Annotated in this window: 28 protein-coding genes and 2 tRNA genes; 16 read left to right on the plus strand and 14 right to left on the minus strand. The window is 40.2% G+C overall.

The window, feature by feature from the left end:
- The first annotated feature begins 2 nt into the window (after positions 1-2).
- On the plus strand, positions 3-1,151 hold the full coding sequence (gene lysA, locus THETH_RS09815) for a diaminopimelate decarboxylase (protein ID WP_041446461.1): 1,149 nt from the start codon (positions 3-5) through the stop codon (positions 1,149-1,151).
- Here the strand turns inward: lysA and THETH_RS09820 are convergent.
- The 6 genes from THETH_RS09820 to THETH_RS09840 all read right to left on the minus strand — a co-directional run bounded on the left by THETH_RS09820 (position 1,138) and on the right by THETH_RS09840 (position 3,669).
- Complete coding sequence (locus THETH_RS09820; RefSeq protein ID WP_013933189.1) at positions 1,138-1,458, minus strand: YbjQ family protein; 321 nt, start codon at positions 1,456-1,458, stop codon at positions 1,138-1,140. The genes lysA and THETH_RS09820 overlap by 14 nt on opposite strands.
- 23 nt (positions 1,459-1,481) lie before the next feature.
- Positions 1,482-2,246: an ABC transporter permease subunit gene (locus THETH_RS09825; RefSeq protein ID WP_013933190.1), complete on the minus strand. Its 765-nt coding sequence runs from the start codon at positions 2,244-2,246 to the stop codon at positions 1,482-1,484.
- Positions 2,243-2,485, minus strand: a complete 243-nt coding sequence (locus THETH_RS10970) for a hypothetical protein (RefSeq protein ID WP_245530495.1) — start codon at positions 2,483-2,485, stop codon at positions 2,243-2,245. The genes THETH_RS09825 and THETH_RS10970 overlap by 4 nt, the downstream gene beginning before the upstream one ends.
- The gene (locus tag THETH_RS09830) at positions 2,478-3,029 is read right to left on the minus strand and encodes an ATP-binding cassette domain-containing protein (RefSeq protein ID WP_245530496.1); all 552 of its coding nucleotides are present in this window, start codon (positions 3,027-3,029) and stop codon (positions 2,478-2,480) included. The genes THETH_RS10970 and THETH_RS09830 overlap by 8 nt, the downstream gene beginning before the upstream one ends.
- Complete coding sequence (locus THETH_RS09835) at positions 3,026-3,394, minus strand: GntR family transcriptional regulator (RefSeq protein WP_013933191.1); 369 nt, start codon at positions 3,392-3,394, stop codon at positions 3,026-3,028. The genes THETH_RS09830 and THETH_RS09835 overlap by 4 nt, the downstream gene beginning before the upstream one ends.
- 199 nt (positions 3,395-3,593) lie before the next feature.
- Positions 3,594-3,669, minus strand: a tRNA-Ile gene (locus THETH_RS09840).
- 60 nt (positions 3,670-3,729) lie between these two features.
- On the opposite strand from THETH_RS09840, the gene THETH_RS09845 reads away from it, so the two are divergent.
- The 8 genes from THETH_RS09845 to THETH_RS09880 all read left to right on the plus strand — a co-directional run bounded on the left by THETH_RS09845 (position 3,730) and on the right by THETH_RS09880 (position 11,970).
- On the plus strand, positions 3,730-3,927 hold the full coding sequence (locus tag THETH_RS09845; protein ID WP_407635677.1) for a hypothetical protein: 198 nt from the start codon (positions 3,730-3,732) through the stop codon (positions 3,925-3,927).
- A 35-nt stretch (positions 3,928-3,962) separates the two neighbouring features.
- Entirely contained in the window at positions 3,963-5,408 is a 1,446-nt protein-coding gene (locus tag THETH_RS09850) for a TldD/PmbA family protein (RefSeq protein ID WP_013933193.1), read from the plus strand.
- Positions 5,405-6,736 carry a TldD/PmbA family protein gene (locus THETH_RS09855; protein WP_013933194.1) on the plus strand — a complete coding sequence of 444 codons (1,332 nt, stop codon included), beginning with the start codon at positions 5,405-5,407 and terminating at the stop codon, positions 6,734-6,736. Before THETH_RS09850 ends, THETH_RS09855 begins: the two co-directional genes overlap by 4 nt.
- 86 nt (positions 6,737-6,822) lie before the next feature.
- Positions 6,823-6,898, plus strand: a tRNA-Thr gene (locus THETH_RS09860).
- A gap of 26 nt (positions 6,899-6,924) precedes the next feature.
- A complete protein-coding gene (gene tilS / locus THETH_RS09865; protein ID WP_013933195.1) occupies positions 6,925-8,259 on the plus strand; it encodes a tRNA lysidine(34) synthetase TilS in 1,335 nt (444 codons plus the stop codon).
- 34 nt (positions 8,260-8,293) lie between these two features.
- Entirely contained in the window at positions 8,294-10,126 is a 1,833-nt protein-coding gene (gene ftsH, locus THETH_RS09870; RefSeq protein ID WP_052296025.1) for an ATP-dependent zinc metalloprotease FtsH, read from the plus strand.
- Entirely contained in the window at positions 10,083-10,484 is a 402-nt protein-coding gene (locus tag THETH_RS09875; protein WP_013933197.1) for a thioesterase family protein, read from the plus strand. Before ftsH ends, THETH_RS09875 begins: the two co-directional genes overlap by 44 nt.
- Positions 10,468-11,970 carry a B12-binding domain-containing radical SAM protein gene (locus THETH_RS09880; RefSeq protein ID WP_013933198.1) on the plus strand — a complete coding sequence of 501 codons (1,503 nt, stop codon included), beginning with the start codon at positions 10,468-10,470 and terminating at the stop codon, positions 11,968-11,970. The genes THETH_RS09875 and THETH_RS09880 overlap by 17 nt, the downstream gene beginning before the upstream one ends.
- Here the strand turns inward: THETH_RS09880 and rpoD are convergent.
- From rpoD to rplU, 7 genes are all read right to left on the minus strand, one after another.
- On the minus strand, positions 11,914-13,098 hold the full coding sequence (gene rpoD / locus THETH_RS09885) for an RNA polymerase sigma factor RpoD (RefSeq protein ID WP_013933199.1): 1,185 nt from the start codon (positions 13,096-13,098) through the stop codon (positions 11,914-11,916). The genes THETH_RS09880 and rpoD overlap by 57 nt on opposite strands.
- A 3-nt stretch (positions 13,099-13,101) precedes the next feature.
- Positions 13,102-14,769, minus strand: a complete 1,668-nt coding sequence (gene dnaG / locus THETH_RS09890; RefSeq protein WP_013933200.1) for a DNA primase — start codon at positions 14,767-14,769, stop codon at positions 13,102-13,104.
- A gap of 152 nt (positions 14,770-14,921) precedes the next feature.
- The gene (gene rpsI / locus THETH_RS09895; RefSeq protein WP_013933201.1) at positions 14,922-15,323 is read right to left on the minus strand and encodes a 30S ribosomal protein S9; all 402 of its coding nucleotides are present in this window, start codon (positions 15,321-15,323) and stop codon (positions 14,922-14,924) included.
- Between the two features lie 14 nt (positions 15,324-15,337).
- Positions 15,338-15,781, minus strand: a complete 444-nt coding sequence (rplM, locus tag THETH_RS09900) for a 50S ribosomal protein L13 (protein ID WP_013933202.1) — start codon at positions 15,779-15,781, stop codon at positions 15,338-15,340.
- A gap of 3 nt (positions 15,782-15,784) precedes the next feature.
- Positions 15,785-16,060 (minus strand): 50S ribosomal protein L27, encoded by a 276-nt coding sequence (rpmA, locus tag THETH_RS09905; RefSeq protein WP_013933203.1) that lies wholly within the window; start codon positions 16,058-16,060, stop codon positions 15,785-15,787.
- Positions 16,029-16,370 (minus strand): ribosomal-processing cysteine protease Prp, encoded by a 342-nt coding sequence (locus tag THETH_RS09910; protein WP_245530498.1) that lies wholly within the window; start codon positions 16,368-16,370, stop codon positions 16,029-16,031. The genes rpmA and THETH_RS09910 overlap by 32 nt, the downstream gene beginning before the upstream one ends.
- Complete coding sequence (gene rplU / locus THETH_RS09915; protein WP_013933205.1) at positions 16,370-16,684, minus strand: 50S ribosomal protein L21; 315 nt, start codon at positions 16,682-16,684, stop codon at positions 16,370-16,372. The genes THETH_RS09910 and rplU overlap by 1 nt, the downstream gene beginning before the upstream one ends.
- Before the next feature lie 235 nt (positions 16,685-16,919).
- Between rplU and THETH_RS09920 the strand changes: the two genes are divergently transcribed.
- Genes THETH_RS09920 through THETH_RS09950 form a run of 7 tightly spaced genes read left to right on the plus strand, consistent with a single transcriptional unit; the run spans position 16,920 to position 23,234 of the window.
- A complete protein-coding gene (locus THETH_RS09920; RefSeq protein WP_013933206.1) occupies positions 16,920-17,447 on the plus strand; it encodes a DUF2059 domain-containing protein in 528 nt (175 codons plus the stop codon).
- 17 nt (positions 17,448-17,464) lie between these two features.
- A complete protein-coding gene (locus tag THETH_RS09925) occupies positions 17,465-17,839 on the plus strand; it encodes a DUF2089 domain-containing protein (RefSeq protein WP_041446731.1) in 375 nt (124 codons plus the stop codon).
- Complete coding sequence (locus THETH_RS09930) at positions 17,836-18,213, plus strand: SHOCT-like domain-containing protein (RefSeq protein ID WP_013933208.1); 378 nt, start codon at positions 17,836-17,838, stop codon at positions 18,211-18,213. The genes THETH_RS09925 and THETH_RS09930 overlap by 4 nt, the downstream gene beginning before the upstream one ends.
- 54 nt (positions 18,214-18,267) lie before the next feature.
- Positions 18,268-20,856, plus strand: coding sequence for a valine--tRNA ligase (locus tag THETH_RS09935; protein WP_013933209.1), 2,589 nt, complete (start codon positions 18,268-18,270; stop codon positions 20,854-20,856).
- Positions 20,853-22,175 carry a bifunctional folylpolyglutamate synthase/dihydrofolate synthase gene (locus tag THETH_RS09940; protein ID WP_013933210.1) on the plus strand — a complete coding sequence of 441 codons (1,323 nt, stop codon included), beginning with the start codon at positions 20,853-20,855 and terminating at the stop codon, positions 22,173-22,175. Before THETH_RS09935 ends, THETH_RS09940 begins: the two co-directional genes overlap by 4 nt.
- A 4-nt stretch (positions 22,176-22,179) precedes the next feature.
- A complete protein-coding gene (gene ruvA, locus THETH_RS09945) occupies positions 22,180-22,752 on the plus strand; it encodes a Holliday junction branch migration protein RuvA (RefSeq protein ID WP_013933211.1) in 573 nt (190 codons plus the stop codon).
- The gene (locus tag THETH_RS09950; protein ID WP_013933212.1) at positions 22,749-23,234 is read left to right on the plus strand and encodes a hypothetical protein; all 486 of its coding nucleotides are present in this window, start codon (positions 22,749-22,751) and stop codon (positions 23,232-23,234) included. Before ruvA ends, THETH_RS09950 begins: the two co-directional genes overlap by 4 nt.
- On the opposite strand, the gene THETH_RS09955 is transcribed toward THETH_RS09950, so the two are convergent.
- Positions 23,214-24,083 (minus strand): HD-GYP domain-containing protein, encoded by an 870-nt coding sequence (locus THETH_RS09955; RefSeq protein ID WP_013933213.1) that lies wholly within the window; start codon positions 24,081-24,083, stop codon positions 23,214-23,216. The genes THETH_RS09950 and THETH_RS09955 overlap by 21 nt on opposite strands.
- Between the last annotated feature and the right edge of the window lies 1 nt (position 24,084).

Raw genomic sequence — 24,084 nt, forward strand, 5'->3', positions numbered from 1 at the left:
AAGTGGAAAAAGAAGTTTTAAAACAAGCGGCTGAAAAATTTGGTACACCGATATACGTTTACAGTTTACCGAAAATCCTTTCCCAAATCGAACTTGTCAAGAGTACTTTGGAAGGTGTTAACTATTCTTTAGCCTTTGCGATGAAAGCCAATTTTAACCAAGACCTTTTAAAGTTGTTTCACAGTTTGGGGTTGATGATAGATTGCGTTTCTATAGGGGAATACTTGCGTGCTAGAAAAGTGGGATTTTCACCTAGCAAGATAATAGTAAACGGAAACTGCAAAAAGAGAGAGGAACTTAAACTTTACGTAGATGAAGGTATTTTTTCCATAAACCTCGATTCTTATGAAGAATTGATCAGGTTAGAAGCGCTTGCAAATAAACCTGTGAACGTTTGCATAAGGGTTAATCCAGACGTTGATGCCAAAACCGATCCACACATTGCAACAGGTTTGAAAGAGCACCAATTTGGCGTGGATTACGATACAGCGGCAAGGATGATTGAAAGAATTTCAAAAAATGGCAACATCAAACTCATTGGACTTCATTGTCACATAGGTTCTCAAATAGTAGAAGTGGAACCTTATGAAGAAGCGTTGAATTCGTTGAAGGATTTTGTAAGGCAAATGAATTTGAATATACAAGTGTTGAACATAGGTGGTGGCTGGGGTATTGACTACGGTGATGGAAAATCGTTGAACTTGAAGGATTACAAAAAAAGAATAGTTCCACTTCTAAAGGATTTTAATGTTAAAATCGTTTTAGAACTTGGACGTTTCATAGTTGGTCCGGCAGGGTATTTGGTGGCAAGGGTTGAATACGTGAAAAAAACCAACAGTAAAATCTTTGTCATTGTTGATACCGGTATGACTCACTTAATAAGACCAGCGCTTTACGGTGCCAAGCATAGGATCATTCCACTGTACGATACCTTAGATCGAGAAGAAACTGTTGCCGATGTGGTTGGTCCTGCTTGTGAAAGTTCCGATGTTATAAGAAAAACCATAACCCTTCCCTTGCCAAGGGAAGGGGACCTTATAGCAATAGGCGAAACAGGAGCTTACGGTTATGCGATGGCTTCTGATTACAATCTAATTCCAAAGCCACTTGAGATTATATGGGATGGAAAAATGCTCTTTAGATCTTCTTGATCTTTACAGCGGTACCGTAAGCTATAACTTCGGCTGCACTGCTCATCACACTTGCACTGCCAAGTCTTATTCCCACGACGGCATCCGCACCTAGTTTTTCTGCTTCTTTTATCATTCTTTGAATTGCGATGTTGCGTGCTTCTGTTAGCATTTCCGTGTAAGATTTTATCTCGCCACCTGCCAATGTTTTAAAAGCAGCCGCGATGTCTTTACCGATGTGTTTTGAATGTACAGTGTTTCCCATAACTAACCCAAGTACTTCAACTATCTCGTATCCAGGCAAATTATCAGTTGTCGCCAGTATCATCTTTACCAACCTCCTTTTCAAATTTAAATTTCTTTTTTCTTGAATACCCAATAACTTACCAATATAGTTGCTATACTTATTGCCGACAAAACTACTGTGTATTTGATATCGGCTTTTCCTGTTTGAAATATTTTGCTTCCTAAAATATACGAATAGACGTTCAAATATCGAAGAGGTCTTAAAAGTCCCAAAACCGTTGTACCAGCCAGTATTGCGAAAGAGCCAAGCAAAGGTTTAACTTGATCAGAGGATACAGCCGACAAAAGTAACGCGATAGAAAACCAAAAAGTTGAACCAACGACAACATGAACTGTAAAAGCTGGTATGTAGTTGTAAGCGAAAGATTTTTCAGCAAAGAAAGAGTAAGCAGCCGGTAAAATTGAGAAAATGATGGTTTCAACAATCAAAATCAACAACGCAAGAAAAGTTTTCAAAAAGAAGACTTTTTCTCTACTACTTCGTGCAAGTAAAAACTCTATGGTGCCATTTTCATATTCTCTCGAAAAAAGTGGGAAAGCCATTATGACGGCTATTATTGGTACGATCTGACCCAAATTTTTCCCAAACCACTGTGAGTAGATGAAAAAGCTCCAATCGTTCAATTTTTCGACGAATTCTTTTGGCAGTAATTTCCTCACGAATTCCGGTAGAACCTGTTCATTGGTATATTGTTCGAGCATTGAAACTGCAAGCTTTTGAAACGGTGCAATTAGAAAGAACAAGGCAACTACCAAGAAGAAGATGAACAAGGATCGAAATTTCATGTCATAAAATTCTTTCTTGATCATTCTTTCACCCCCTTAACGATTGCCTCAAATATCGCGTTGAAGTTGGCTGGTTCAACTTTTCCCTTTGCGTTTTCCTTTTTCACAAGGTATATCTTTTCGTCGCTTATTTCCTTGTACAGAAAGCCATTAACAGTTTCATCTTTTGGAACAGCGCACAGAACATATTTTTCTTTCAAGTTATCGAGTAAATCCATTTCAACGATTTTGCCTTTGACCATTATGGCAACGATGTCAGCCACCATTTCGACTTCTGAAAGTATATGGCTTGTGTAAAAAAACAGCCTTATTTTCGTAAGCAAGTTGACGGATTTTATCCAAAATTTTGTTGCGCATCAGTGGATCCAATCCCCATGTTGGCTCATCCAAAAAGTACACATCGACATCTTGAGCCAATATCAGCGAAAGGTATGTTTGCGTCAAGGTACCATGAGAAAGGTTTGCAATTTTTTCTTTCAAAGGAACTTGAAATTCTTCAAGCAAAGCGAAGGCTTTTTGAGGTGAGAAATTTTTCGTTAAAGCTGAAGTTATTTGAACCATTTTTTCAACCGTTAAATGTCGATACAACTCTTTTGTTTCAGGTAGATAGGCAAAAGTTCCTTCAAGTTTGATTTTTCCAGAATCGGGTTTTCTAAAACCAAGGATGCATTTAATCGTTGTAGTTTTCCCAGCTCCGTTTGGGCCAACTAAAGCGAGTATTTGTCCTCTATCAAGCTTTAAAGAAACCCCATTGACTGCCTTGTTTTGTTTGTATGATTTTTGAAGATCTTCAACCACCAGGATCATTTTTCATCCCTCCCAAAAACTTCTTTTATCACGTCGAGCAAAACGTTTTGGTCTATACCTGCCTTTTTACATTCATCGACGACGCGTTTAAACTCGTCCAGCATTTTTGCAACAAAAGTTTCTCTATCCAACTCTGCCACAACGTATCCTTCTCCTCTGACAGGTTGAAGTACCCCCTCCAAAACCAATTCTCTGTAAGCTCTGGCAACCGTGTTCAAATTCACTCCTAAATCCTCCGCGAGGGATCTTATCGATGGGACAAAATCACCCTTCTTCAAAATTCCAACAGATATGAGGGCTTTTATTTTCTCTTTTATTTGTTTATAAACAGGTACGTGCGAAGAGAAATCAACCGAAAACCACACCCATCTCACCACAGTGTAATATTACAACATTACAGTATAATTGTCAACAGGTCAAAAATTCTATTAGTCGCTTTTTTGCAAAGTTCAATTGAGATCTGAAAAAGCTCTTGGGAATTTCGTGGGGAAGATCGAAAAATTTTACAACTTTACAAAACGGCAAAGTTGTGATAAAATAAAAGGGAGCTTTGACAGCTCCCTTTGGTGGGCTCGGGTGGAGTCGAACCACCGACCGCCCGGTTATGAGCCGGGCGCTCTACCAGTTGAGCTACGAGCCCGTAACCGTTTTTCATTATACATCCTAACCCTTGACTGTGTCAAGGGTCATATAAAAGGCGGTGATTACCTTGGATCTGAACGTTTTAAACCTTGATCCAGTGAAAAGGCTTTTAAGGTCTTATCCGCGGATCGTCGTCATCAAAGCCGCTTTACAAGTTCTAAGATCTGGAAGACAAATAAACACCGAAAACATAGAAAAAGCCATAAATGATATAATGAATAACGAAAAGGATGATGAAGAAGAAGGCAGGGACTAGATCCCTGCCTTCTTCAATAGGAAGGAGGGAAAGTTGTGCAAGAAAAGCTCCAAAAGCTTTTGCAGTTCCTTGTAAGTCGTGGTAGCAGGTACGCCGATGCCAGATATGAAGAACACGTTGAGCAGGAGTTATTGGTTGAAAACGGTGTCCTTAAATCTACAACTTATGTGACTCATTCGGGAGTAGGGATTAGGGTTCTTTACGGAAACGGTTGGGGATTTGCAGCCACCGATGAAAAAGGTGAAACTGCCTTGGAAAAAACTGCACTCAAAGCTCTTGAAATAGCTCAAAGTTCCGATAGGAGAGCTAAAAAGCCCGTTCTTCTTGCGCCCGAGCCGGTTCACAAGGCAACTTTTAGATCGCCTGCTGCAATTGATCCATTCCAGATATCGGACAAAGAAAAAATAGATTTGCTCAAACAAGTCACCTTAAAAGCCAAACAAGTTGAAGGAGTTGTGCGTGCAACTGGTTCAATGCGATTCAAAAAGATTAGAAAGCTTTTTGTAAGCACCGAAGGGTCGATTATAGAACAAGAGATAACTATATCCGGTGCAGGAATAGCTGCACAGGCAGTTGGTGAAGGGGGATTTCAAACAAGGTCCTATCCTGCGAGCTTTGGAGGGGATCATTCTACCCGAGGATGGGAATTTGTTTTGGACATGAATTTAATTGAAAACGCCGAAAGAATTGCGCAAGAAGCTGTTCAACTGGTCAGCGCTCCAACGATTGAACCAGGGGAGTACGACATTGTAATCAGTGGAAATCAACTGGCTCTTCAGATACACGAATCCTGTGGACATCCTTCTGAACTCGATCGTGTGATGGGTTCGGAATTGAGCTTTGCAGGTGGAAGCTTTTTAACTCCCGATAAACTGAACAACTTTAAGTATGGAAGCGAGCACATAAACATAACAGCCGATGCAACTATTCCTGGAGGACTGGGAAGTTTTGGATTTGACGACGAAGGCGTTGAAGCACAACGAACTTACATAGTCAAGGAAGGAATTTTCGTTGGATACCTTATGGACAGACAAACGGCTACAGAACTTGGGTTGAGGTCAAACGGCGCAGCACGTGCAGACAGCTGGTCGCATTTACCAATAATAAGGATGACGAATATAAATCTTCTGCCAGGAAAGTATACGTTGGAAGAGTTGATATCCGGCATTGACTACGGCTTTTTGCTGGATACCAACAAAAGTTGGTCAATCGATGATCTTAGGTTGAACTTTCAATTTGCAACCGAGATAGCTTACGAAATAAAATCCGGTCGTTTGACCGGCAGGATTTTCAAAAACCCAGTTTATTACGATATAACACCGATGTTTTGGAACAAATGTGATGGTGTGGCAAATGAGAAATATTGGAGAGTTTGGGGGGTTCCAAATTGCGGAAAAGGGCAACCAATGCAGGTGATGCATGTCGGGCACGGTGCTTCTTACGCAAGGTTCAGAAGGGTGAAGGTAGGTGTTAAGGGATGAGAGGAGAAAATTACTACAGAAATATTTTTAGGATACTTTACGAGAACTTCGTTGGCTTAAACTATCTAGCCGTTGTGAGTGAATCAGAATCCGCTTTGACAAGGTTTGCAAACAGTCAGATTCACCAGAATGTTTCAGAAAAGAAAAGCACCTTGACGATGCTTGTCACAAAAGACAACAAGGTCGTTTGTTCGACTACAAACGATTTGACGATAAACGGGTTGAAAGCCTTGAAAGCCAGGCTTGAAGCCATGTTGGAAAACGCAACTCCGCTTGATTATCAGTTTAAGTTACCGGATTTGACGGTTGCTTATCCAGTTGAAAACGTTGACGAATCAGTTAAAAACGCTTCGGCTGAAACTAGGGCTGGTATTTTCGACAAAATACTCTCGGCGTGTGGTAACGATGTTCAAGCTTTTGGATACATTGAAGATGAAATAACTGAAATCTGTGTGGTTTCATCCAACGGTATGTTTTTGTACCAGGCGGGATCAAAAGTGAGTTTCAACTTTGTTCCTTTGAAAGATTCCGCAAGTGGTTACGTTTCTTCCTGTGCAAAAGGTTATAAAGATTTAAATCTTGAGGAGAAAATAAAAAGAGCGGTTGAATTTGCTAGGATGTCGGTTAACCCCGTTGAGATCGATCCAGGGACGTACACTGTGATTCTTGGTCCAGAAGCGGTTGCAGATTTGTTCACATACTTTGTATACGCTTGCACAAACGGGTATATGCACGAACTTGGAATGAGTTCTTCGGTTAAGTTCCTTGGACAGAAGATAGGACCAGATGAACTCAACGTTTTTGACGATCCTTATCATCCTGATCAAATACCGCTTTCATTCGATATGTGTGGCAAAAAGAGAGAAAGGATACCGATAATAGAAAACGGAGTCTTCAAAAACGTCCTTTATCCTTACGGAGCAGCTTTGAGATTTGGTAAAAAACCAACGGGTCATACCATTTCTTTGGAAAACATGGACTATGCAATGGCACCAAATTTGGTCGTGGCTGCGGGAAGTCAGCCGCTTGAAGAAATGTTGGCGAGCACCGAGAGTGGAATTTTTGTGAACACTTTTCATTATATGAACGTTGTGGATCCACACGAAGCTATTTTCACTGGTATGACAAGGCATGGTACGTTCTTGATAGAAAAAGGCAAATTGACCAAGCCCATCAAGAACATGAGGTTCAACATAAAGTTTTTCGATTTTGCCAAAAATTTGATAGCCATATCCAAGGAAACCGAAACGGTCGCGGGAAGCTATTTCCCAATCGTTGCACCGTATATGAAGGTGGCCAACTTCAATTTTACTTCAAAAACGGCTTAGAAAAAACTAAGGTTTTGAATTTTTTGAAGGAACACTTGATTTTTAACTTTAACGGTTATATAATAATTTTCGCGAAGTAAATGAGAGCCAGCGTAGCTCAATGGGCAGAGCGGCGCATTCGTAATGCGCAGGTTGGGGGTTCGAGTCCCTTCGCTGGCTCCAATTTTTTTGTAAAAGGGTGTTCAAACTTGCCTCTCGATGAACTTGAACTTCGTGTCCTTAACTTTGTTCAAGATCACTTACTCATTCCCCCTGGATCCAAAGTTTTGGTGGCTCTTTCTGGTGGGATGGATTCCGTTTGTCTTCTCAGCGTTCTTTTGAACATAAGACAAAAAATTGGTTTTGAAATTGCTGCAGCACATTTGAATCACATGATAAGACCAACAGCTGCGCGCGATGAAGAATTCGTAAAGCAGCTTTGCAAAGAATTCAACGTGGAGCTTTACGTTGAAAAGTTCGATGTTCTTGCTTTTTGTAAACAAGAAAAAGTTGGGATAGAGGAAGGTGCACGCATCGTCAGATACCAATTTTTGGAAAAGGTTAGAAAAAAGTCTTCTTCAGATTTGATAGCACTCGCTCACAACTTAAACGATCTTGTTGAAACCATGGTTCATCGTGTAGTCAGAGGGACAGGGTTAACAGGTCTTGTGTGCATGAAATCAAAGGATGGAGCAAAGATAAGACCACTTTTGTACACAACAAGGGAGGAGATAGAAAGTTATGTTCATAGAAAAAGTTTACCGTACGTTGAGGATGAAACCAACTACGATCTCACGTATACCAGAAATTACATAAGACACAAAGTGATCCCGCTGTTAAAGCAGATGAATCCAAATTTAGAAAACACTCTGAAACAGCTGCATTTTTCATCGATTCTTCTTGAAAAACACGTAACACGAATTTTAGAAAATGCAAAAGTAGTGAAATTAACGGATCGTATGGTTTTTTCCATCGAAGGGTGTGATGAATTTGAAATCGTTGAGATTTTGAAATATTGTGCAGAAAGCTTTGGAGTTTGTTTGGCTTTTAGACAAATTGAAGATTTTTTAAAGTCGATTGGAAAAACATCTTTTTCATTGCGCGTTGCGGACGATCTTTGGCTCAAGAAGGGATTTGAATTTGTAAGCGTTGAGAAAACTAAAGAAATCGTTTCATTTTTGGAGCTCAGCGAGTTTGGTGTCTACAATTTCAATGGTTGGATTTTCAAACTGAGTGACAAGGTTGAATCGAAGCAATGGATAGAACTTGAAAAAGGCAAAAGTTTTATTAGAACGCGCAGACCAGGCGATAAGATAGGGAAAGTTAAATTGAAGGATTTGATGATTGATTCAAAAATTCCTGAATTTTTGAGGAACGAGTATCCCATCGTCTGTTCAAATGATAAAATAATATGGATACCTTATGTCTACAAAAGTGAGGAACAAAAAGGTTGTGGAATATTCCTAAATCTGATTTTCGATCCATATGAGTGTATACTAAAGATGGAAAATCGTGAAAGGAGGAAAAGGTTTGAACGGCGGTAGACCAAACTATATATCTTTGATATTTGCTGTTTTGATGATACTTTCGCTGTTTTGGTTGGTTAGGTCTTTTTATCTTCAAACCCAACCAACCTCAAAGATGAGCTTTAGCGACTTCATAGCCCTTGCTTACGAGGAACCAACGAAAATAGCAGAAGTGGTTATAAAAGATGATGGAACCTTAAAAGTGATGACGAAAAGAGGAGAATACTACGAAATCTACGCACCATGGTTCAGCCAAGATGTTGAAACAATCAAAAAGTTGAGCGAAAAAGGAGTAAGAGTGATAGGTGAAAAGGGAACGAGCAGTTCCTTTTGGATTAACTTGATAGGAAATGTACTGCTCGTTGGATTTTTGATCTTCATGTTCATGTTCATGATGAGAGCAATTTCTGGAAGAAACAACCAAGCTTTCACCTTCACTCGAAGTAGAGCGCAGATGATCAAACCTGGACAAACTCGAGTGACCTTCAAAGATGTGGCAGGTGTGGATGAAGCGATAGAGGAGTTAAAGGAAACCGTTTTGTTTTTGAAAGACCCTGCTAGGTTTGCCAAAATCGGGGCTAGGATGCCTAAAGGTATACTTCTTGTTGGACCTCCTGGGACTGGTAAAACTTTGCTTGCAAGGGCTGTCGCAGGCGAAGCAAATGTTCCATTTTTCCACATAAGTGGTTCTGATTTTGTCGAACTGTTCGTTGGCGTTGGAGCAGCAAGAGTCAGGGACCTTTTCAACCAGGCGAAGGCTAATTCTCCATGTATAATCTTCATCGATGAAATCGATGCTGTTGGAAGGCACAGGGGTGCTGGCTTGGGCGGCGGACACGACGAAAGGGAGCAAACTCTCAACCAGCTTTTGGTGGAAATGGATGGCTTTGATGTTAGACAAGGCATAGTGGTCATGGCTGCGACGAACAGGCCTGACATATTGGACCCAGCTTTACTTCGACCTGGAAGGTTTGACAAAAAAATCGTCATCGATCCTCCTGATGTAAAGGGTAGAGAGGAAATCTTGAAGATACACACAAGAAACAAACCATTAGCCCCAGATGTGGATATAAAGATAATCGCTCAAAGAACAACTGGTTTCGTCGGTGCAGACCTTGAGAATTTGGTCAACGAAGCTGCACTCCTGGCAGCAAGAGAAGGTAAAGACAAGATAACCATGGCTCACTTTGAAGAAGCGATAGACAGAGTTATCGCTGGACCGGCTAGAAAATCCCGAGTTATAAGTCCAAAGGAAAAAAGAATAGTCGCTTACCACGAAGTTGGACATGCGATTGTTTCAAGCTTGCTTCCAAATGCCGATCCTGTTCACAGAATCTCAATAATACCAAGAGGTTATAGAGCCTTGGGTTACACCCTGCAACTTCCAACCGAGGATCGATACCTTGTGACAAAACAGGAACTTTTGGATCAAATAACAAGTCTTCTCGGTGGAAGGGCTGCGGAAGAGTTGGTTTTCCAAGAAGTTACAACAGGAGCAGCTTCTGATATTGAAAGAGCCACTGAACTTGCACGTAGAATGGTTTGTCAATTTGGTATGAGTGAAAAGCTGGGCCCTTTGTCGTGGGGAAAGGTAGAACAAGAGGTCTTTTTAGGAAAAGAATTAACGAGAATAAGAAATTACAGCGAAGAAGTGGCTAGCGAGATAGATGAGGAAGTTAAGAAAATCGTCTCAGAATGCTACGAGAAAGCTAAAAAGATATTGATAGAACACAGAGCGCAAATGGATAAACTGGTTGAACTTTTGCTCGAGCGCGAAGTTCTTGAAGGAGAAGAACTTAGAAGGATTTTGAAGAGTGAACTTGGGGAGGAAATGGTTAACCATGATCAGCTTGGAGCAGTTAGTAGGAAAGAGTCAAACGGTTGAAGTGAAAATCGACGAAAGCTGTCTTTGGAACGAGGATCAAGAAATGAGTTTGTTTCACTTTGCAAGTACTTCTGGCTTGTGTGCCTTGCTTTTCCACGTGGCTTTCAACTTAATTCAACCTTTTTTGGATGAAAACATCGTGAATGTTGTGGTTGAAGCCAACGTGCGGCATTTAAATCCAGTGAAAGTGGGCGAAGTGGTCGCTGCAGGAATAAGGGTTGTTGATGTTTCTGGAAACAGAATAAAGTTTAGAGGCATCATAATGAAAGGAGAAACCAAAATATTGGAAGCTGAATTTGTTCGATGTGTAGTTTCTAGAAACTATCTTAGGAGGTTGAGCGTTGAGAAGACCTCGTGATAAAAAAGATTTTGCCGAATTTGAGTTTGTTCGTAGTTGCAAAAAAAGTGAATTGCTAATAGAAGAGAATGTTTTGAATGAAAAGGGCGACCTAAAGGTTGCCCTTATTTTTCCCAACAGTTATGAAATAGCTGCTTCAAACCTTGGTTTTCACCTTGTCTGGAAATTGTTCAACAAGCTTCCGAGGGTAAGGTGCGAAAGGTTTTTCTACGATGAAACTTTTGAAAGATTTTATTCCTTAGACTGCCAAACACCGTTGGATGAGTTTCAAATCTGGGCTTTTTGTGTTCATTTTGAAAACGATATAATCAACGTGATAGATATCTTGAAAAGAAAGTCTGTGCCTTTGATAAACGTTGAAAGAAGATCCTTTGATCCTTTGATAATTTTTGGTGGAATACTCACCTATGCAGATCTTGATTTTCTTAAGGTCATACCAGATGTCGTACTTCATGGTGATTTCGAAGCTATGGTTGAAGATTTAGCCCAAATTTTAAGTCCAGCAAGCAGAGACGAACTTTTGGAAAGGTTTTCAAAACTTGATTTTTCGTCGGTTAAAGTTTTTGAAAAAAAAGCAAAAGAGGTGGCAAAATTTCTTGACTTAAGTAAATCTGCGCCCATCAGTCCCGTTGTACCAGCTAGAGGAGAGTTCGCAGGTCGTGTTCTTGTTGAAGTGGAAAGAGGATGTGTTTGGAACTGCAGCTTTTGTATGATGAGCAGCTGTAAGAAACCTGCTAGATTTGTCGATCCAAATGTTATCACCAAGTTGATGGAAAAAGATCTTAAACTCGGCCTTATTGCCTCAAATGTGACAGATTATCCTTGGCTTGAAGATATTGTTCAAAAAGCTCGTGAAAAAAATATTTGGATATCTGTATCATCGCTCAGACTTGATAGGTTGAACGAAAATTTGTTGAGTTATTTGAAACAACATCAACATTCTTTTACCATTGCACCTGAATCGGCTACCTTCAAAATACGCCAAATCCTTGGCAAACCTTTTACAGATTCTCAAATCGAAAAAGCTTTACAACTTGGAAGAAAAAGCGGTTTTTCACAGGTAAAACTTTACTTCATGTATGGCTTGGATGAGGAAACTGAGGAAGACCTTACTGCGATCGGCAAGATGGTTTCAAAAGCCTACGAAATCGGATACAACGATGTAAGGTTGACCTTGAACGCTTTTGTGCCGAAAAAGGGAACAAAACTTGGCACAAGAAAGATGCAGGATGCAAAGATTTTGAAGGAAAAAGCTAAAGCTATAAAAGGTTCCATTCCTTCCCGCTGCGATGTTACCTTTGAAAGTTTAAAACAACTTCAGCTTCAGTATATAATAAACCAAGCCCCAGAAGGGACTTGGCTAGAAGTACTTGCGAAGATTCAACACACAAGCAACTGGTCTAAACAATTGTTTTCGAATATTCTTCTTTCATTTTTCTCCTTGATCGAGGAGCGAAATGATGGCTTTCAGGTACTTACTTCTTGATGGATGGCGTAGTTTTCTCAATGCTTTGACTTCTATCTGTCTTATCCTTTCCCTTGTTACGTTGAAGTATTGACCAACTTCTTCGAGTGTTTTTGCCTTCCCGTCCAAAAGCCCATATCTCATCTTCAAAACCATGGCTTCCCGTGGATTTAGCGTTCTAAGAACTTTTTCCAATTCTTCTCGCATAAGCATTCTCATGGCTTCTTTCTTTGGTGATGGGATAGACTCGTCGGCTATGAAATCTCCAACTGTGGAATCTTCGTCTTCTCCAACTGGCGCTTCGAGCGATATGATTTCTTTTGCTGCTTGCATTATTTCTTCTATTTTTTCAACTGGTTTATCCATGATTTTTGCAAGTTCTTCAACAGTTGGTGGTTCACCGTGTGTTTGTTGATATTCCCTTATGATTCTGTTCAGCTTGTTTATGGTTTCAACCATGTGCACAGGCACTCTTATGGTTCTAGCCTGATCAGCTATGGCTCTGGTTATAGCTTGCCTAATCCACCACGTGGCGTATGTGCTGAATTTATAACCTTTGCGCCAATCGAATTTCTCGACTGCCTTCAAGAGACCTATATTTCCCTCTTGAATCAGATCCAAAAACGGCAAACCTCTGCCCATGTACTTTTTCGCAATGCTCACAACAAGTCTAAGGTTTGATTGGATTAACTTTTTCTTAGCTTTTTCATCCCCCATCTGCGCACGCCTTGCAAGTTCTCTTTCCTGCGATGGCGTCAGCAAAGGTATTTTGCCTATCTCTCGCAAATACATTTTTATTGGATCTTTCAAAGAAAGGTTATCGAAAACTTCGGGATTGTCCTCCAAAGCTTGGAGTTCTTCTTCGGAAAGTTCCAGCGAATCATCCAATGGTTCTGGTTCAGAATCTTGGATGTTGATCTTGTTCTTTTCGAGCTCTTCGTAGATCCTTTCGATCAAATTGCTATCAAATCCCTCATAATCTGGAGGGAAAGCTTTATCTATATCATCGTACGTGACGAATCCTTTTTTCTTACCAAGCTTTACAAGGTTTTTGATCCTTTTCTCTATATCAGCTTGGGTCAAGGTTTTCTTTTCCTCCTTGCTTGTTTCTTCTTTCAAATCGACATTTTCCTTTTCAAGTTCTTCCATAATCTATCCACCTCCCATTTTGATCAAAGTTTTAACCAGTTCCATACGTTGTTTGAGCAGAATGGTTCGTTCTGTTTCATCTTGGCAATTGGCAAGTTTAGCGTCAATTTGTGACAACAACTTTTCGGCGACTTTTCTAGCAAATCGCTTTTTTATATCCTCAAAAATTTTGATTGGATTTGACGGTGGAGGTATTCGTGACAAAAGATCAAAAAGATAATTTCTCACTTCTTGACTGACTTGTGTAATATCTGGATTTTGTTGAAGCTGTGAAAGTATCTTCAAGGTTTTTTCACTCAAAATCGTTTGGTCAAGTTTTGATATTTCTTTTCTCAGTTCTTCGTTGGTTAGGTATAGGTATATCAGGTAATCCTCGTCAGTCGGAAGTTTTGGTTCCTTTGATACCCTTTGCAAAATGGATTTAGAAGAGCTCAGTTCATCCTTTAATCTGTGTGCTGGCAATCCTATTTTTTTCGATACAGCTTGTAAAAGCGCATCCAGTTTTTCCAATCTTTTGTTCTTTTCCAAAAACTCTTTCCAAACTTTGATTTTCGAAAGGTACTTCTCCAAACCCGAAGATGTTGAGACATCGTATTGTTCAAGATAAAAATCTGCAACGAATTCTTCAAAGGGCATAGAATCTTTCAGCATTTTGTGTAAGGCCTCTGGACCAGATGTTTTGAGAAGTTCATCTGGATCTTTTTCTTCCGCTTTTGCAACGGTAACGTCAAATCCTGCTTCTATAAGCAACCAAAGGTTTCTCAAAGTTGCTTTGCGCCCAGCTTCGTCGTTGTCAAAGCACAAAATCGCATTTCTTGTCAAAGGAGATATCTTCAGAAGGTGATCTTTAGAAAGACTCGTTCCAAGAACTGCAACGGCTGCTTTTATTCCAGCTCTATGCATGGCGATTGCGTCGAAGTATCCTTCCGTTATCACAATAAAATCAACATTTTTGATTGTCTTCTGAGCCCTATCCAATAGAAACAAGGTTTTGCGCTTTGAAAAGTATGGTGTATCTCTAAGATTTAAATATTTAGGTTCGCCGAACAAAGCCCTTCCACCAAAGGCAATTACTCTACCGTTCTGATCTTTGATTGGAATGGTTATTCTGTTTTCAAAGATGTCTATGTAACCTGCCGAAGTTTGTTTGACAAAACCAAGCTGTAAAATTTTCGAAATTGGCATACCAAGTTTTGTTCCTATCTTAATCGCAGCGTTAGAATTTGCAGGACAATATCCAAGTTCAAATTCATCGATTTCCCGATCCGTTAGCCCCCTTTGTCGAAGATATTCCATTGCTTCTTTGGATTTTTTAATTTCTGCTTTGTAAAATTCGTTGAGTTTGTGGCAAAACTCAAGGTACATTCTCTTTTCTTTGTCTTCTTTTATTTCAGGTAGCTCAACGTTTGCCATCGTAGCAAGCTTTTTTAAGGCTTCAAAGAAAGATAAGTGCTCTATCTCCTGCAGAAATTTGATAGCATCACCGGCTGCGCCGCATCCAAAACAATGGTACAATTTGAGGGTTGGGTTGACGAAAAACGACGGTGTTTTCTCGCTGTGAAAAGGACAAAGACCACGATAGTTGCTCCCAACCTTCTGAAGTGGCACATATTGAGAGATAAGTTGCACAATATCGATTTTTTCCTTGATTTTATCGATAATTTCACGCATATTTAAAAGCTCACACAAAAAGTTTCAAGGATATAAAGAACGGTCAATTGAGGCTGTATGTGAAGATGACCAACGGCGAAACCATGGAATTTAGACTTATAAAAAAACAAAAGGTTCAAAACAAAGGGGCGCGCACGCGCCCAAGGAAGAGGTTATCGCTTCGAGTACTGTGGAGCCCTTCTGGCTTTCTTCAAACCGTACTTCTTTCTTTCAACCATTCTTGGATCCCTGGTGAGCATACCGTGAGCTTTCAAAGTGGGTCTCAAATCTGGGTTGAGTGCCACCAAAGCCCTTGCTATTCCAAGTCTAACAGCTCCAGATTGACCGGATAATCCACCGCCTTCAACTAGAATCCAAAGATCAACTTTTCCAAGCATGTTTGTTACCAACAAAGGCTCGACTGCATGTTTTGCCCAAGCGATGTTTTTGAAATATTCTTCAAAAGAGTTATACTGTTTTCCGTTTATAAACAGTTGTCCGCTTCCTGGTTCAATATAGACACGGGCAACTGCTGTTTTTCTCCTACCGATCGCATGAATAATCGTCTTTTCCATCCCTTACCCTCCCGTCAAATTTCAATTGGTTCAGGCTTTTGAGCCTCATGGGGATGCTTGTCTGAAGCGTAAATCTTGAGTCGTTTCAAATACTTGTCTCCCAGGGCGCCTTTGGGTAGCATTCTCTTAACTGCCAGCCATATTAACCTTTCAGGATGCTTTTCAAGAAGCTGTCTTGCGGTTTGAACCTTTAACCCACCTGGATAACCGGAATGTCTGTAGTAAAGTTTTTTGTCAAGCTTTTTACCGGTCAAAACAACCTTATCAGCGTTGATGACAACGACGTAATTCCCTGTGTCTACACCAGGAAAGAAAGTTGGGCTGTTTTTTCCCATGAGGTATTTAGCTATTTGGCTTGCAAGTCTTCCTAAAACTTTTCCACTTGCGTCGACAAGGTACCATTTTCTTTCCACATTTCTAATTATCGTAGTTTTTTGTATTGGAAATGGTCTTGCCATTTTTCATTCCTCCTTGACAGGTATAACGCTCACAAATTTTTTATTCCTTTTTGTGTGGAACTTGACGATGCCATCAACCAAAGCGAAAAGCGTGAAGTCTCTTCCACATCCAACGTTTTGACCCGGGTGGATTTTCGTTCCTCTTTGTCTAACCAGTATGTTTCCAGCCCTAACTCTTTGACCGTCTCCTACTTTCACACCCAGATATTTTGGATTGCTATCCCTATTTCCTATCGACCCACTTTTTCTATGTCCGAACAACTGTATTTCTATTCTCATGATTTTTCACCTCCAAGCGTATATTTCTCGGGAACTGTGACTGAAGATCGAGCAGACTTTTGTATAACTCTTCCATCAAAACTTGTGAGATTTGATCTGGCTGTACCAAATTAACTTCCATGAAACCGTCGTCTTTTTTGAAAAGAGCTTTTGACCTGCTTACCAAAGCTCTTGCTGTATGTTGAACCAACGCACTGACTGCCGCACAGACGATATCTTTTCCTTTTTCAGCGTAATTTGTGTGTCCAACAGCAGAAAAACCAACGTAATTTCCATCTTTCACGAAAAAAGTTATCTTGGTCATTTTCATCATCCGACCTGGATTTTGTCAATTCGCACCAAGGTGTACCATTGCCGATGTCCGCGTCTTCTTTTATAACCAGTTTTTCTTTTGTACTTAGCAATTATGATTTTTCTTGCCCTTGCGTGTTGAATGATCGTGCCAATAACGCTGCAGTTTGTCAAGTAAGGCTGACCCACCAAAAAGCCGTTGTCCGTTGAAACATGCAACACTCTGTCGAACACTACCTGCTGCCCTTCTGCCTGAGGCAACTTTTCAACTGCTATGGTTTCACCTTCTGTAACTTTGTACTGTTTTCCACCACTTTCGATTATGGCGTACACATCTTCACCTCCCTGGTATACAGGCACTGAAAAACGTAGCTCCCAAATGCCGGAGCGTTTTCAACGTTTTTCAAGTGCCATGTGTTTTGTTCACGCTTGAATATTGTACCATTGAATTTATTACTATCGTGAAACAGTTTGTTTACGCAAACAAAAAGACATACATCTACGATTTGATAAGTTATAAATTAGATATTGATGGAATATAAACTTTAATTTTAAAGGGGTGAAGACGGTGTACTTTGCGCTTGTTCTTATAACGGCCGGGGTTTTGCTGATCTTTTTTGGTGCCAAGGTCTTCTTCGGAGTTTTGTTTATAGGAATTGGCTTTTACGTTCTAGCTTGGATTTTAAAGCTTCACTTAAGAGCTGAAAAAAGAAGTAAAAAAGCAGCTGAAGAGATTCAAAAGCGATTGAAACACAAGCTTACAAAGGAAGATTTGGAGTGGTTAATGGCTTTTGTTAAAAGTCCTGTTGGTAAAAAAATCTTGATGCAAGTGGAGGAAGAACAAGTTCAGAAACCTGTGAGAATCAGCATATCAATTCCTATTTCGCTTGCTTTGTTTTTAAAACCAATCTTGAAAACCAGCTCCACTTTTATTTGGAAGTTTTTGAAAAATAAGCATGAAATCTTCGAAGACTATCAGCAATTCAAAACTGTTTTGGAAATTTTCTTGGATGCCTTGGACGAGTTGATGACGTACTCTGGTGATTTTATCAGGATTGAAAGTCAAGGAACATTTGTGAGAATTGGGATCGTGTGAGGTGATTTGGTTTGGAGATGAGTTCAAAATGTCCTCTGTGCGGTGGAAATGTTGTTGTAACAAGCTTTAAATGCACTGAATGTGGGAGCAAAGTAGAAGGCCAATTTACCCTCAACGAGTTTTCATCTCTTTCAAAGCAAGATCTTGACTTTTTGCGAGAATATTTGAAAAACAGAGGTAACTTAACAAAAGTTGCCGAAAAGCTTGGAATATCTTACCCAACAGCGCATTCGTATTTCAACAGGCTTTTGAGAAACCTTGGCTACATTTCCAGCGAAGAGGAAAAGGAACGTGTAAGTTCCATTTCAGAAGTTTTAAACAAGCTCGAATCTGGTGAGTACGATTTCTCAATGGCTTTGTCAATTTTGAAAAAGGAGGTAAGAGGAAAATGAGAGAAGAATTTGTCAGGGTTATGAACTTGGTCAAGGAGGGTAAATTGACGTCAGAGCAGGCAGCTGAACTGATAGAGACTATGATGTCAAACTTTGCGTCGTCGGAAAAACAAACCCACGAAATGTCCAAGAAACTGATAAAAGTACAAGTTCGTTCGAGCAAGGGTGATAACGTCGACATTCAGCTGCCTTTGAAACTGTCAAAACTGTTGATTTTAGGTTTGCCAGCTTTGAAGGAGAAAATGCCTGATGTTGATTTGAACGTCATCTCGCAACAACTTCAAGAAGCTTTGGAAAACTTGGAAAATCTGGAGGGTGATATTGTCAACATTACGGCAAGCGATGGTACTACGGTCAGAGTTTTTGTTGAGTAAAAAAGGCTTTTTTGGTAAAATTGATGCACAGAGCGATAGGAGGGATTTAAGGTCATGGACCTTGGTACACGTTATATGCCAGATCAGATAGAGAAAAAATGGTACGAAAAATGGCTTGAAAAAGGATATTTCCAACCAAAAGGTGTTGGTAAGCCCTTTGTCATAGTTATACCACCGCCAAACGTCACTGGAACAATACACATGGGGCATGCTTTGAACATAACCTTGCAGGACATACTGGTTCGCTTCAGGAGAATGCAAGGTTACGATACACTATGGGTACCAGGTGAGGATCATGCTGGTATTGCCACTCAAAACGCTGTTGAAAGATATTTAGAGTCTCAGGGTAAAAGCCGTCAGCAGTTGGGCAAGGAAGAGTTCTTGAAAGTAGTCTGGGATTGGGTCAAAAAATACAGAGCTTACATAAAAGAACAAATAAAAACTTTGGGAGCGTCCGTCGACTGGTCTAGAGAAAGGTTTACTTTGGATGAGGGTCTTTCAAGGGCAGTTAGAAAAGTTTTTGTCGAGCTTTACAAGAAGGGATTGATATACAGAGGAAAATACATGGTCAACTGGTGCCCAAGGTGTAAAACAGTTCTTTCCGACGAAGAGGTCGAGCACGAGGAAAGAAAATCAAAGCTTTACTTTATAAAATACCCATTTGTGGATGGAACTGGTGAAATAGTTGTTGCAACTACAAGACCTGAAACTATGCTTGGGGATACAGCAGTTGCCGTCAATCCAAAGGACGAAAGATACAGCAAGTTCGTCGGCAAAAAAGTCTTGTTACCGTTGATGAACAGGGAGATACCAATAATCGCGGATGAATATGTTGATCCTGAATTTGGAACGGGAGCAGTTAAAGTAACACCAGCTCATGATCCAAACGACTTCGAGATCGCCCAAAGGCACAACCTACCGCTTGTTGATATATTTGACGACGATGCCGTTGTGAACGAAAACGGTGGAAAGTACAAAGGTTTGGATAGGTACAAGGCGCGGGAAGCGGTTGTAAAAGATCTTCAAGAGTTGGGTTATTTACTCAAGGTTGAGGAAATCGACAACGCGATAGGGCATTGTTACAGGTGTGAAAGCGTTGTTGAACCTAGGATCATGGACCAATGGTTTGTGAGGATGAAACCACTGGCTGTGAAGGCTATTGAAGCCGTTGAAAACGGGTCGATTAGGTTCATCCCAGAAAAGTGGAAAAAAGTTTACCTGCACTGGATGTACAACATCAAGGATTGGTGCATAAGCAGACAACTTTGGTGGGGACATCAGATACCTGTTTGGTATTGTGAATCTTGCGGTGAAGTCATCGTTTCCGAGGAAGATGTTGATCAATGTCCAAAGTGCGGTTCAAAATCAATCAAGCAGGACCCAGATGTTCTTGACACTTGGTTTTCTTCGGCGCTTTGGCCGTTCAGCACACTTGGGTGGCCTGAGGAAACTGAGGATCTTAAAAAATATTACCCAACTAGTGTTTTGGTGACGGGTTTTGACATAATCTTCTTCTGGGTTGCCAGAATGATAATGATGGGCTATGAGTTCATGAACGAAAAACCTTTCAGCGATGTGTACATTCATCAACTGATCCGAGATAAGTATGGAAGAAAGATGAGCAAATCCTTGGGAAACGGTATAGATCCGATTGAAATGTCTGCCAAGTATGGTACAGATCCGGTCAGGTTCACGCTTGCCATTTTAGCGGCTCAGGGTAGCGACATAAAACTTGACGAAAGGTACTTCGATACCTACAGAAAATTCGCAAATAAAATATGGAACGCAACAAGGTTTGCAATCATGAATCTCGATGGTTATGAAGAAGAGGAACTAACCTCCTTGGGACTTGTGGATAGATGGATTCTTTCAAGGTTGATGAAAACCGTTGAAATCGTTACAAATGCCCTTGAAAATTACGAGTTCAACGTGGCGGCTAAACAGATATACGACTTCTTCTGGGATGAATTTTGCGATTGGTACATCGAGGCTGTCAAGCCTAGACTCAATGGGATTGAGAGAAGAAAAGTTCAAAACGTTCTTGTCAAAGTTTTGGACACAAGTTTGAGGCTTTTACATCCATTCATGCCATTCTTGTCAGAGGAACTTTGGCATGCACTTCCGGTAAGTGGAGAATCAATAATGATCGCACCGTGGCCAGAATATGAACCAAACTCAGTGGACGAAGAAGCTGAGCAAGCTTTTGCAAGAGTTATGAACATCGTGAAAGGAATAAGAAATGTGAAGGCAGAACTGAACATTCCCGCGAAGGAAGCTGTGGACATTTTTGTTGTTGGTGAGAAATTGAGCGAAGAAGAGCAATTTTACATATGCAAACTTGCCATGGTGAACAAAATCGAATGGGTTGATGCAAAGCCAAGCAAGTGTGCCACAGCTTACGTAGACGAGCGTTGTCAAATTTTTGTAGACATCAAAAATCTCGATTTACAATCTGAGATCAAGAGGTTGGAGAAAAACATCGCAAAACTTCAGGAAGATTTGGAATGGAATTTAAAGAAACTTTCAGACGATAACTTCTTAAAAAATGCACCAGAAAGCGTTGTCGAAGAGTGCAAACAAAAGGTTGAAAACATAAAGCAAAGATTGAAAGTACTCGGTGAGTTACTGGAGGGGTTGAAGTGACGTATTTACAAATGTTGAAATACCTTTACACCGAAAGACCTTCGGGCAAGGTCACGCTTGGACTTGAAAGGATCCAGGAACTTTGTAGAAGGTTGAACAATCCACAGGATTGTTTTCGTTCTGCACATGTAGCTGGAACGAATGGGAAAGGTTCTGTCACAAAGTTTTTGAGTTATTTGTTCATAGAACATGGCTTGAAAACAGGAAGCTATTTTTCACCTCATTTGTCGATTTTTAAGGAAAGAATATTGGTGAATGAGCAATTCGTTGACGAACAAACTTTTGTCGATGCCTTTGAGATTGTACAAAGTGAAGCGGAGAAGATGGATCAACTTGGGATAAACATGAGTCCAAGCTTCTTCGAATTTGTAACTGCCATGGCTTTTGTCATTTACAGGTTGAAAAACGTTCAAGCAACTTCCATAGAAGTTGGATTAGGCGGCAGGTACGATGCGACTAACGTTGTTTTACCCAGCGTTAGCGTTATAGTTACTATAGACTTTGACCACATGCATATACTTGGAGATACCCTAGCCAAAATAGCTTACGAAAAAGCGGGAATAGTGAAAGAAAGTGTACCAACCGTTTGTGGTGAAACCAAAGAAGAACCCCTTGAAGTAATAAGAGAAGTTTGCAGACAAAAAAACAGCAAGATTCACGTTTATGGAAAAGATTTTTCTTACGAGGCTTTAGAGCTAAAACTTTCGCAGAACCTGTTTAACTTCCATGGATTGACGGATTTTAAAAACCTTGAAATATCGTTGAACGGAGAACATCAGTTTTTAAACGCTTCTGTTGCCTTGCAAGCGTTTTTGATCTTTGCGCAAAAAGAAGGCATCAAGGTGGATGAAGAAAAAGTTAGATCAGCTTTGAAAAAGGCTAGCATACCAGGCAGATTCGAGGTTATTGCGGGCAAACCAACCATCATTTTTGACGGTGCGCACAACATCGGTGGCGCCAAGGTTTTGAAAAAATCCATCCAGGATTATCTGAAAGGTCAAAAACTGGCTGCTGTGATTGGAATGGTTGATGACAAAGACAAAAGAGCAGTTCTTTCCCATCTTGCGCCTTTGTTCGAGAGGATTTACGTCACAAAACCGGTTTCTCACAGAGCTGTTAATGTGCGGGAAACTTATGAAATAGCCAGAGAATTCAACAAAAATGTTGTTTTTGAACCAGATCCTTTGAAAGCTTTTGAAAATTTAAAATCCGAAGGATGGGAGACTATAATAATCACGGGTTCACTTTATCTTGTAGGTTATCTTAGAGATTACATAATCGACGGTCAACTTGAGCCGGAATGGGAACTTGTGAGGTGAGAAGTTGATCTACAGCGTTTCTGGAACGGTCGTTGAAAAGTTTGATCAAAATTTGCTGCTGAAAGTGGGCAATTTTGTGCTTCAAGTTTTTTGTGATTTTGAAACATTTGAAAAGGTGAGCGTGGGACAACTTGTACAGCTTTATACTTATCTGCAGCTAAATCAAGACGAGGTTAACCTCTATGGCTTTTTGGATTTGCAAAAACTGAAAGTTTTCAGAAAAATAATGAAGGTTTCAAAGATGGGGCCAAAAACGGCTTTGAAAATACTTTCTGTCGTTCAACCACGAGAATTTGTTTGGCTTGTTAAAAAAGGAGAGATAAACAAACTTTCCGCTTTACCTGGTATAGGCAAAAAAACCGCGGAAAGGTTGGTGGCAGAGCTTAAAGACGAAGATTTCGAAATAGAAGCAGATTTTTCACCAGAGATCTTCGATGCAGTTGAGGCGCTTGTTGCGCTGGGTTTTTCAAGAGAAGAAGCAAGGCAAGCGGTTTTGAGTGTTTTCAATAAAGACATGGACGTTGAACAGTTGATAAAAGAATCGCTTAAAATATTATCCAGGAAGGATAACAGATGAACATTTCAGCGCTGGAAAACCCCATTTTAGGTTACAAACTCGATCCTGGAGAACCTGGGCTTGCCCATTCTTCAGCGGCAAGTAACAGCATTTTGCGCGTCTTAACGCAGGAAATAAGCAACTGGCTAGCTTTTAAAAGGGAAGCAGAAAGAAACGGTGGAGTGATAATTTTTGGTGGAATATATCTAAACCTTCAAAAGCGTGGGTCTTTCTTGGCAGCTGTTTCAGGTCGCACCACCGCGTACATATATTATCCAAACAAATCCCAAACTGTTGAGCAGGTTGAAGAAACAGAGATAAAAGCAAGGATAAAACAAGAAATAGAAAGGCTGGAGACAAGGATTCAAATCGCTGCCAGTTTGGAAGAGCAAGAAAGAATCGAAAGACAAATAGCTTTTTTAAAGCTTGTCATGAACATGCCTCTTGTACTTCTCAAACAACTTCTCGGACCATCTGGAATATTACTTGACGTTTTCGCTTGACATCATCTCTACGAAAACTTCCACCAGTTTTGGATCGAACATCTTTCCACTTTGTTTTTGAATCATCTGCAAAGCTTCTTCTTTCGTTTTAGGATCTGGTCCCCATTCGGAACTGACAAAATTTGTTAACTCATCGTAATAATCACATATCGCTATGATTCTTGCAAAAAAAGGTATTTCTTCTCCTTTAAGTCCATCTGGATAACCAGTTCCATCCCATCTTTCATGGTGGGATCTAACTATTGGAACAAGGTCCCATAGAAGTTCTATTGAGGCAAGATAAATTGAACCAACTATCGTGTGGTCTCTTGAAGTACTTTCAATTTCCCTTATTCTTGCGGGGCTGAACATCATAAGCTGTTCTATCCCAATTTTTCCAACATCGTGAAGCATGGCACCTTCAACGAGCAATGCCAAATCTTTTTCGCTTAAGTTCAATCTTTCTCCCATTTTCTTTGCAAGTTTTGCAACCCTTTGTGAATGACTAAAACCTTCCTTGTCTTCGACTTCTAAAAGAACCACTAAAGCTTGGAGAATTCCACTTGTGATTTTTCTAGCCCAGTGCGAACTGACCAATCCAGATTTCAAGAAAGCCTTCTCAAGATACGCTTTTGCAAAGATCCAAGCTGCTTCGTAGGTTTCTTGGATATTTTCAAAACTTGCAACAAGTCTTTTTTGAGCATCGTAAAACTTCGCTTGATTTTCAACAATAACAAGTTGAGGTGCTTGTACATCCAAAATTTGATCACAAACAAAAAGCTGAGGAGAATCCTTCTCCTCAGTTGCAGACATTTTTTGGAAGAAATTCGATATCTCACTGTTTATTTTTCCAAAAATTTGTGCTCTCATA

It is taken from the genome of Pseudothermotoga thermarum DSM 5069, assembly GCF_000217815.1.
Taxonomy (GTDB): Bacteria; Thermotogota; Thermotogae; order Thermotogales; family DSM-5069; genus Pseudothermotoga; species Pseudothermotoga thermarum.

What these genes read in the sequence shown, in the direction of transcription:
- THETH_RS09820 (WP_013933189.1), bottom strand. Translation starts at nt 1,458, where the DNA reads ATGATACTGGCGACAACTGATAATTTGCCTGGATACGAGATAGTTGAA.
- THETH_RS09825 (WP_013933190.1), bottom strand. Translation starts at nt 2,246, where the DNA reads ATGATCAAGAAAGAATTTTATGACATGAAATTTCGATCCTTGTTCATC.
- THETH_RS09830 (WP_245530496.1), bottom strand. Translation starts at nt 3,029, where the DNA reads ATGATCCTGGTGGTTGAAGATCTTCAAAAATCATACAAACAAAACAAG.
- THETH_RS09855 (WP_013933194.1), top strand. Translation starts at nt 5,405, where the DNA reads ATGAGAGGAGAAAATTACTACAGAAATATTTTTAGGATACTTTACGAG.
- ftsH (WP_052296025.1), top strand. Translation starts at nt 8,294, where the DNA reads ATGATACTTTCGCTGTTTTGGTTGGTTAGGTCTTTTTATCTTCAAACC.
- THETH_RS09875 (WP_013933197.1), top strand. Translation starts at nt 10,083, where the DNA reads ATGATCAGCTTGGAGCAGTTAGTAGGAAAGAGTCAAACGGTTGAAGTG.
- rpoD (WP_013933199.1), bottom strand. Translation starts at nt 13,098, where the DNA reads ATGGAAGAACTTGAAAAGGAAAATGTCGATTTGAAAGAAGAAACAAGC.
- dnaG (WP_013933200.1), bottom strand. Translation starts at nt 14,769, where the DNA reads ATGCGTGAAATTATCGATAAAATCAAGGAAAAAATCGATATTGTGCAA.
- rpsI (WP_013933201.1), bottom strand. Translation starts at nt 15,323, where the DNA reads ATGGAAAAGACGATTATTCATGCGATCGGTAGGAGAAAAACAGCAGTT.
- rplM (WP_013933202.1), bottom strand. Translation starts at nt 15,781, where the DNA reads ATGGCAAGACCATTTCCAATACAAAAAACTACGATAATTAGAAATGTG.
- rpmA (WP_013933203.1), bottom strand. Translation starts at nt 16,060, where the DNA reads ATGAGAATAGAAATACAGTTGTTCGGACATAGAAAAAGTGGGTCGATA.
- THETH_RS09910 (WP_245530498.1), bottom strand. Translation starts at nt 16,370, where the DNA reads ATGAAAATGACCAAGATAACTTTTTTCGTGAAAGATGGAAATTACGTT.
- THETH_RS09925 (WP_041446731.1), top strand. Translation starts at nt 17,465, where the DNA reads ATGAGTTCAAAATGTCCTCTGTGCGGTGGAAATGTTGTTGTAACAAGC.
- THETH_RS09930 (WP_013933208.1), top strand. Translation starts at nt 17,836, where the DNA reads ATGAGAGAAGAATTTGTCAGGGTTATGAACTTGGTCAAGGAGGGTAAA.
- THETH_RS09935 (WP_013933209.1), top strand. Translation starts at nt 18,268, where the DNA reads ATGGACCTTGGTACACGTTATATGCCAGATCAGATAGAGAAAAAATGG.
- THETH_RS09950 (WP_013933212.1), top strand. Translation starts at nt 22,749, where the DNA reads ATGAACATTTCAGCGCTGGAAAACCCCATTTTAGGTTACAAACTCGAT.
- THETH_RS09955 (WP_013933213.1), bottom strand. Translation starts at nt 24,083, where the DNA reads ATGAGAGCACAAATTTTTGGAAAAATAAACAGTGAGATATCGAATTTC.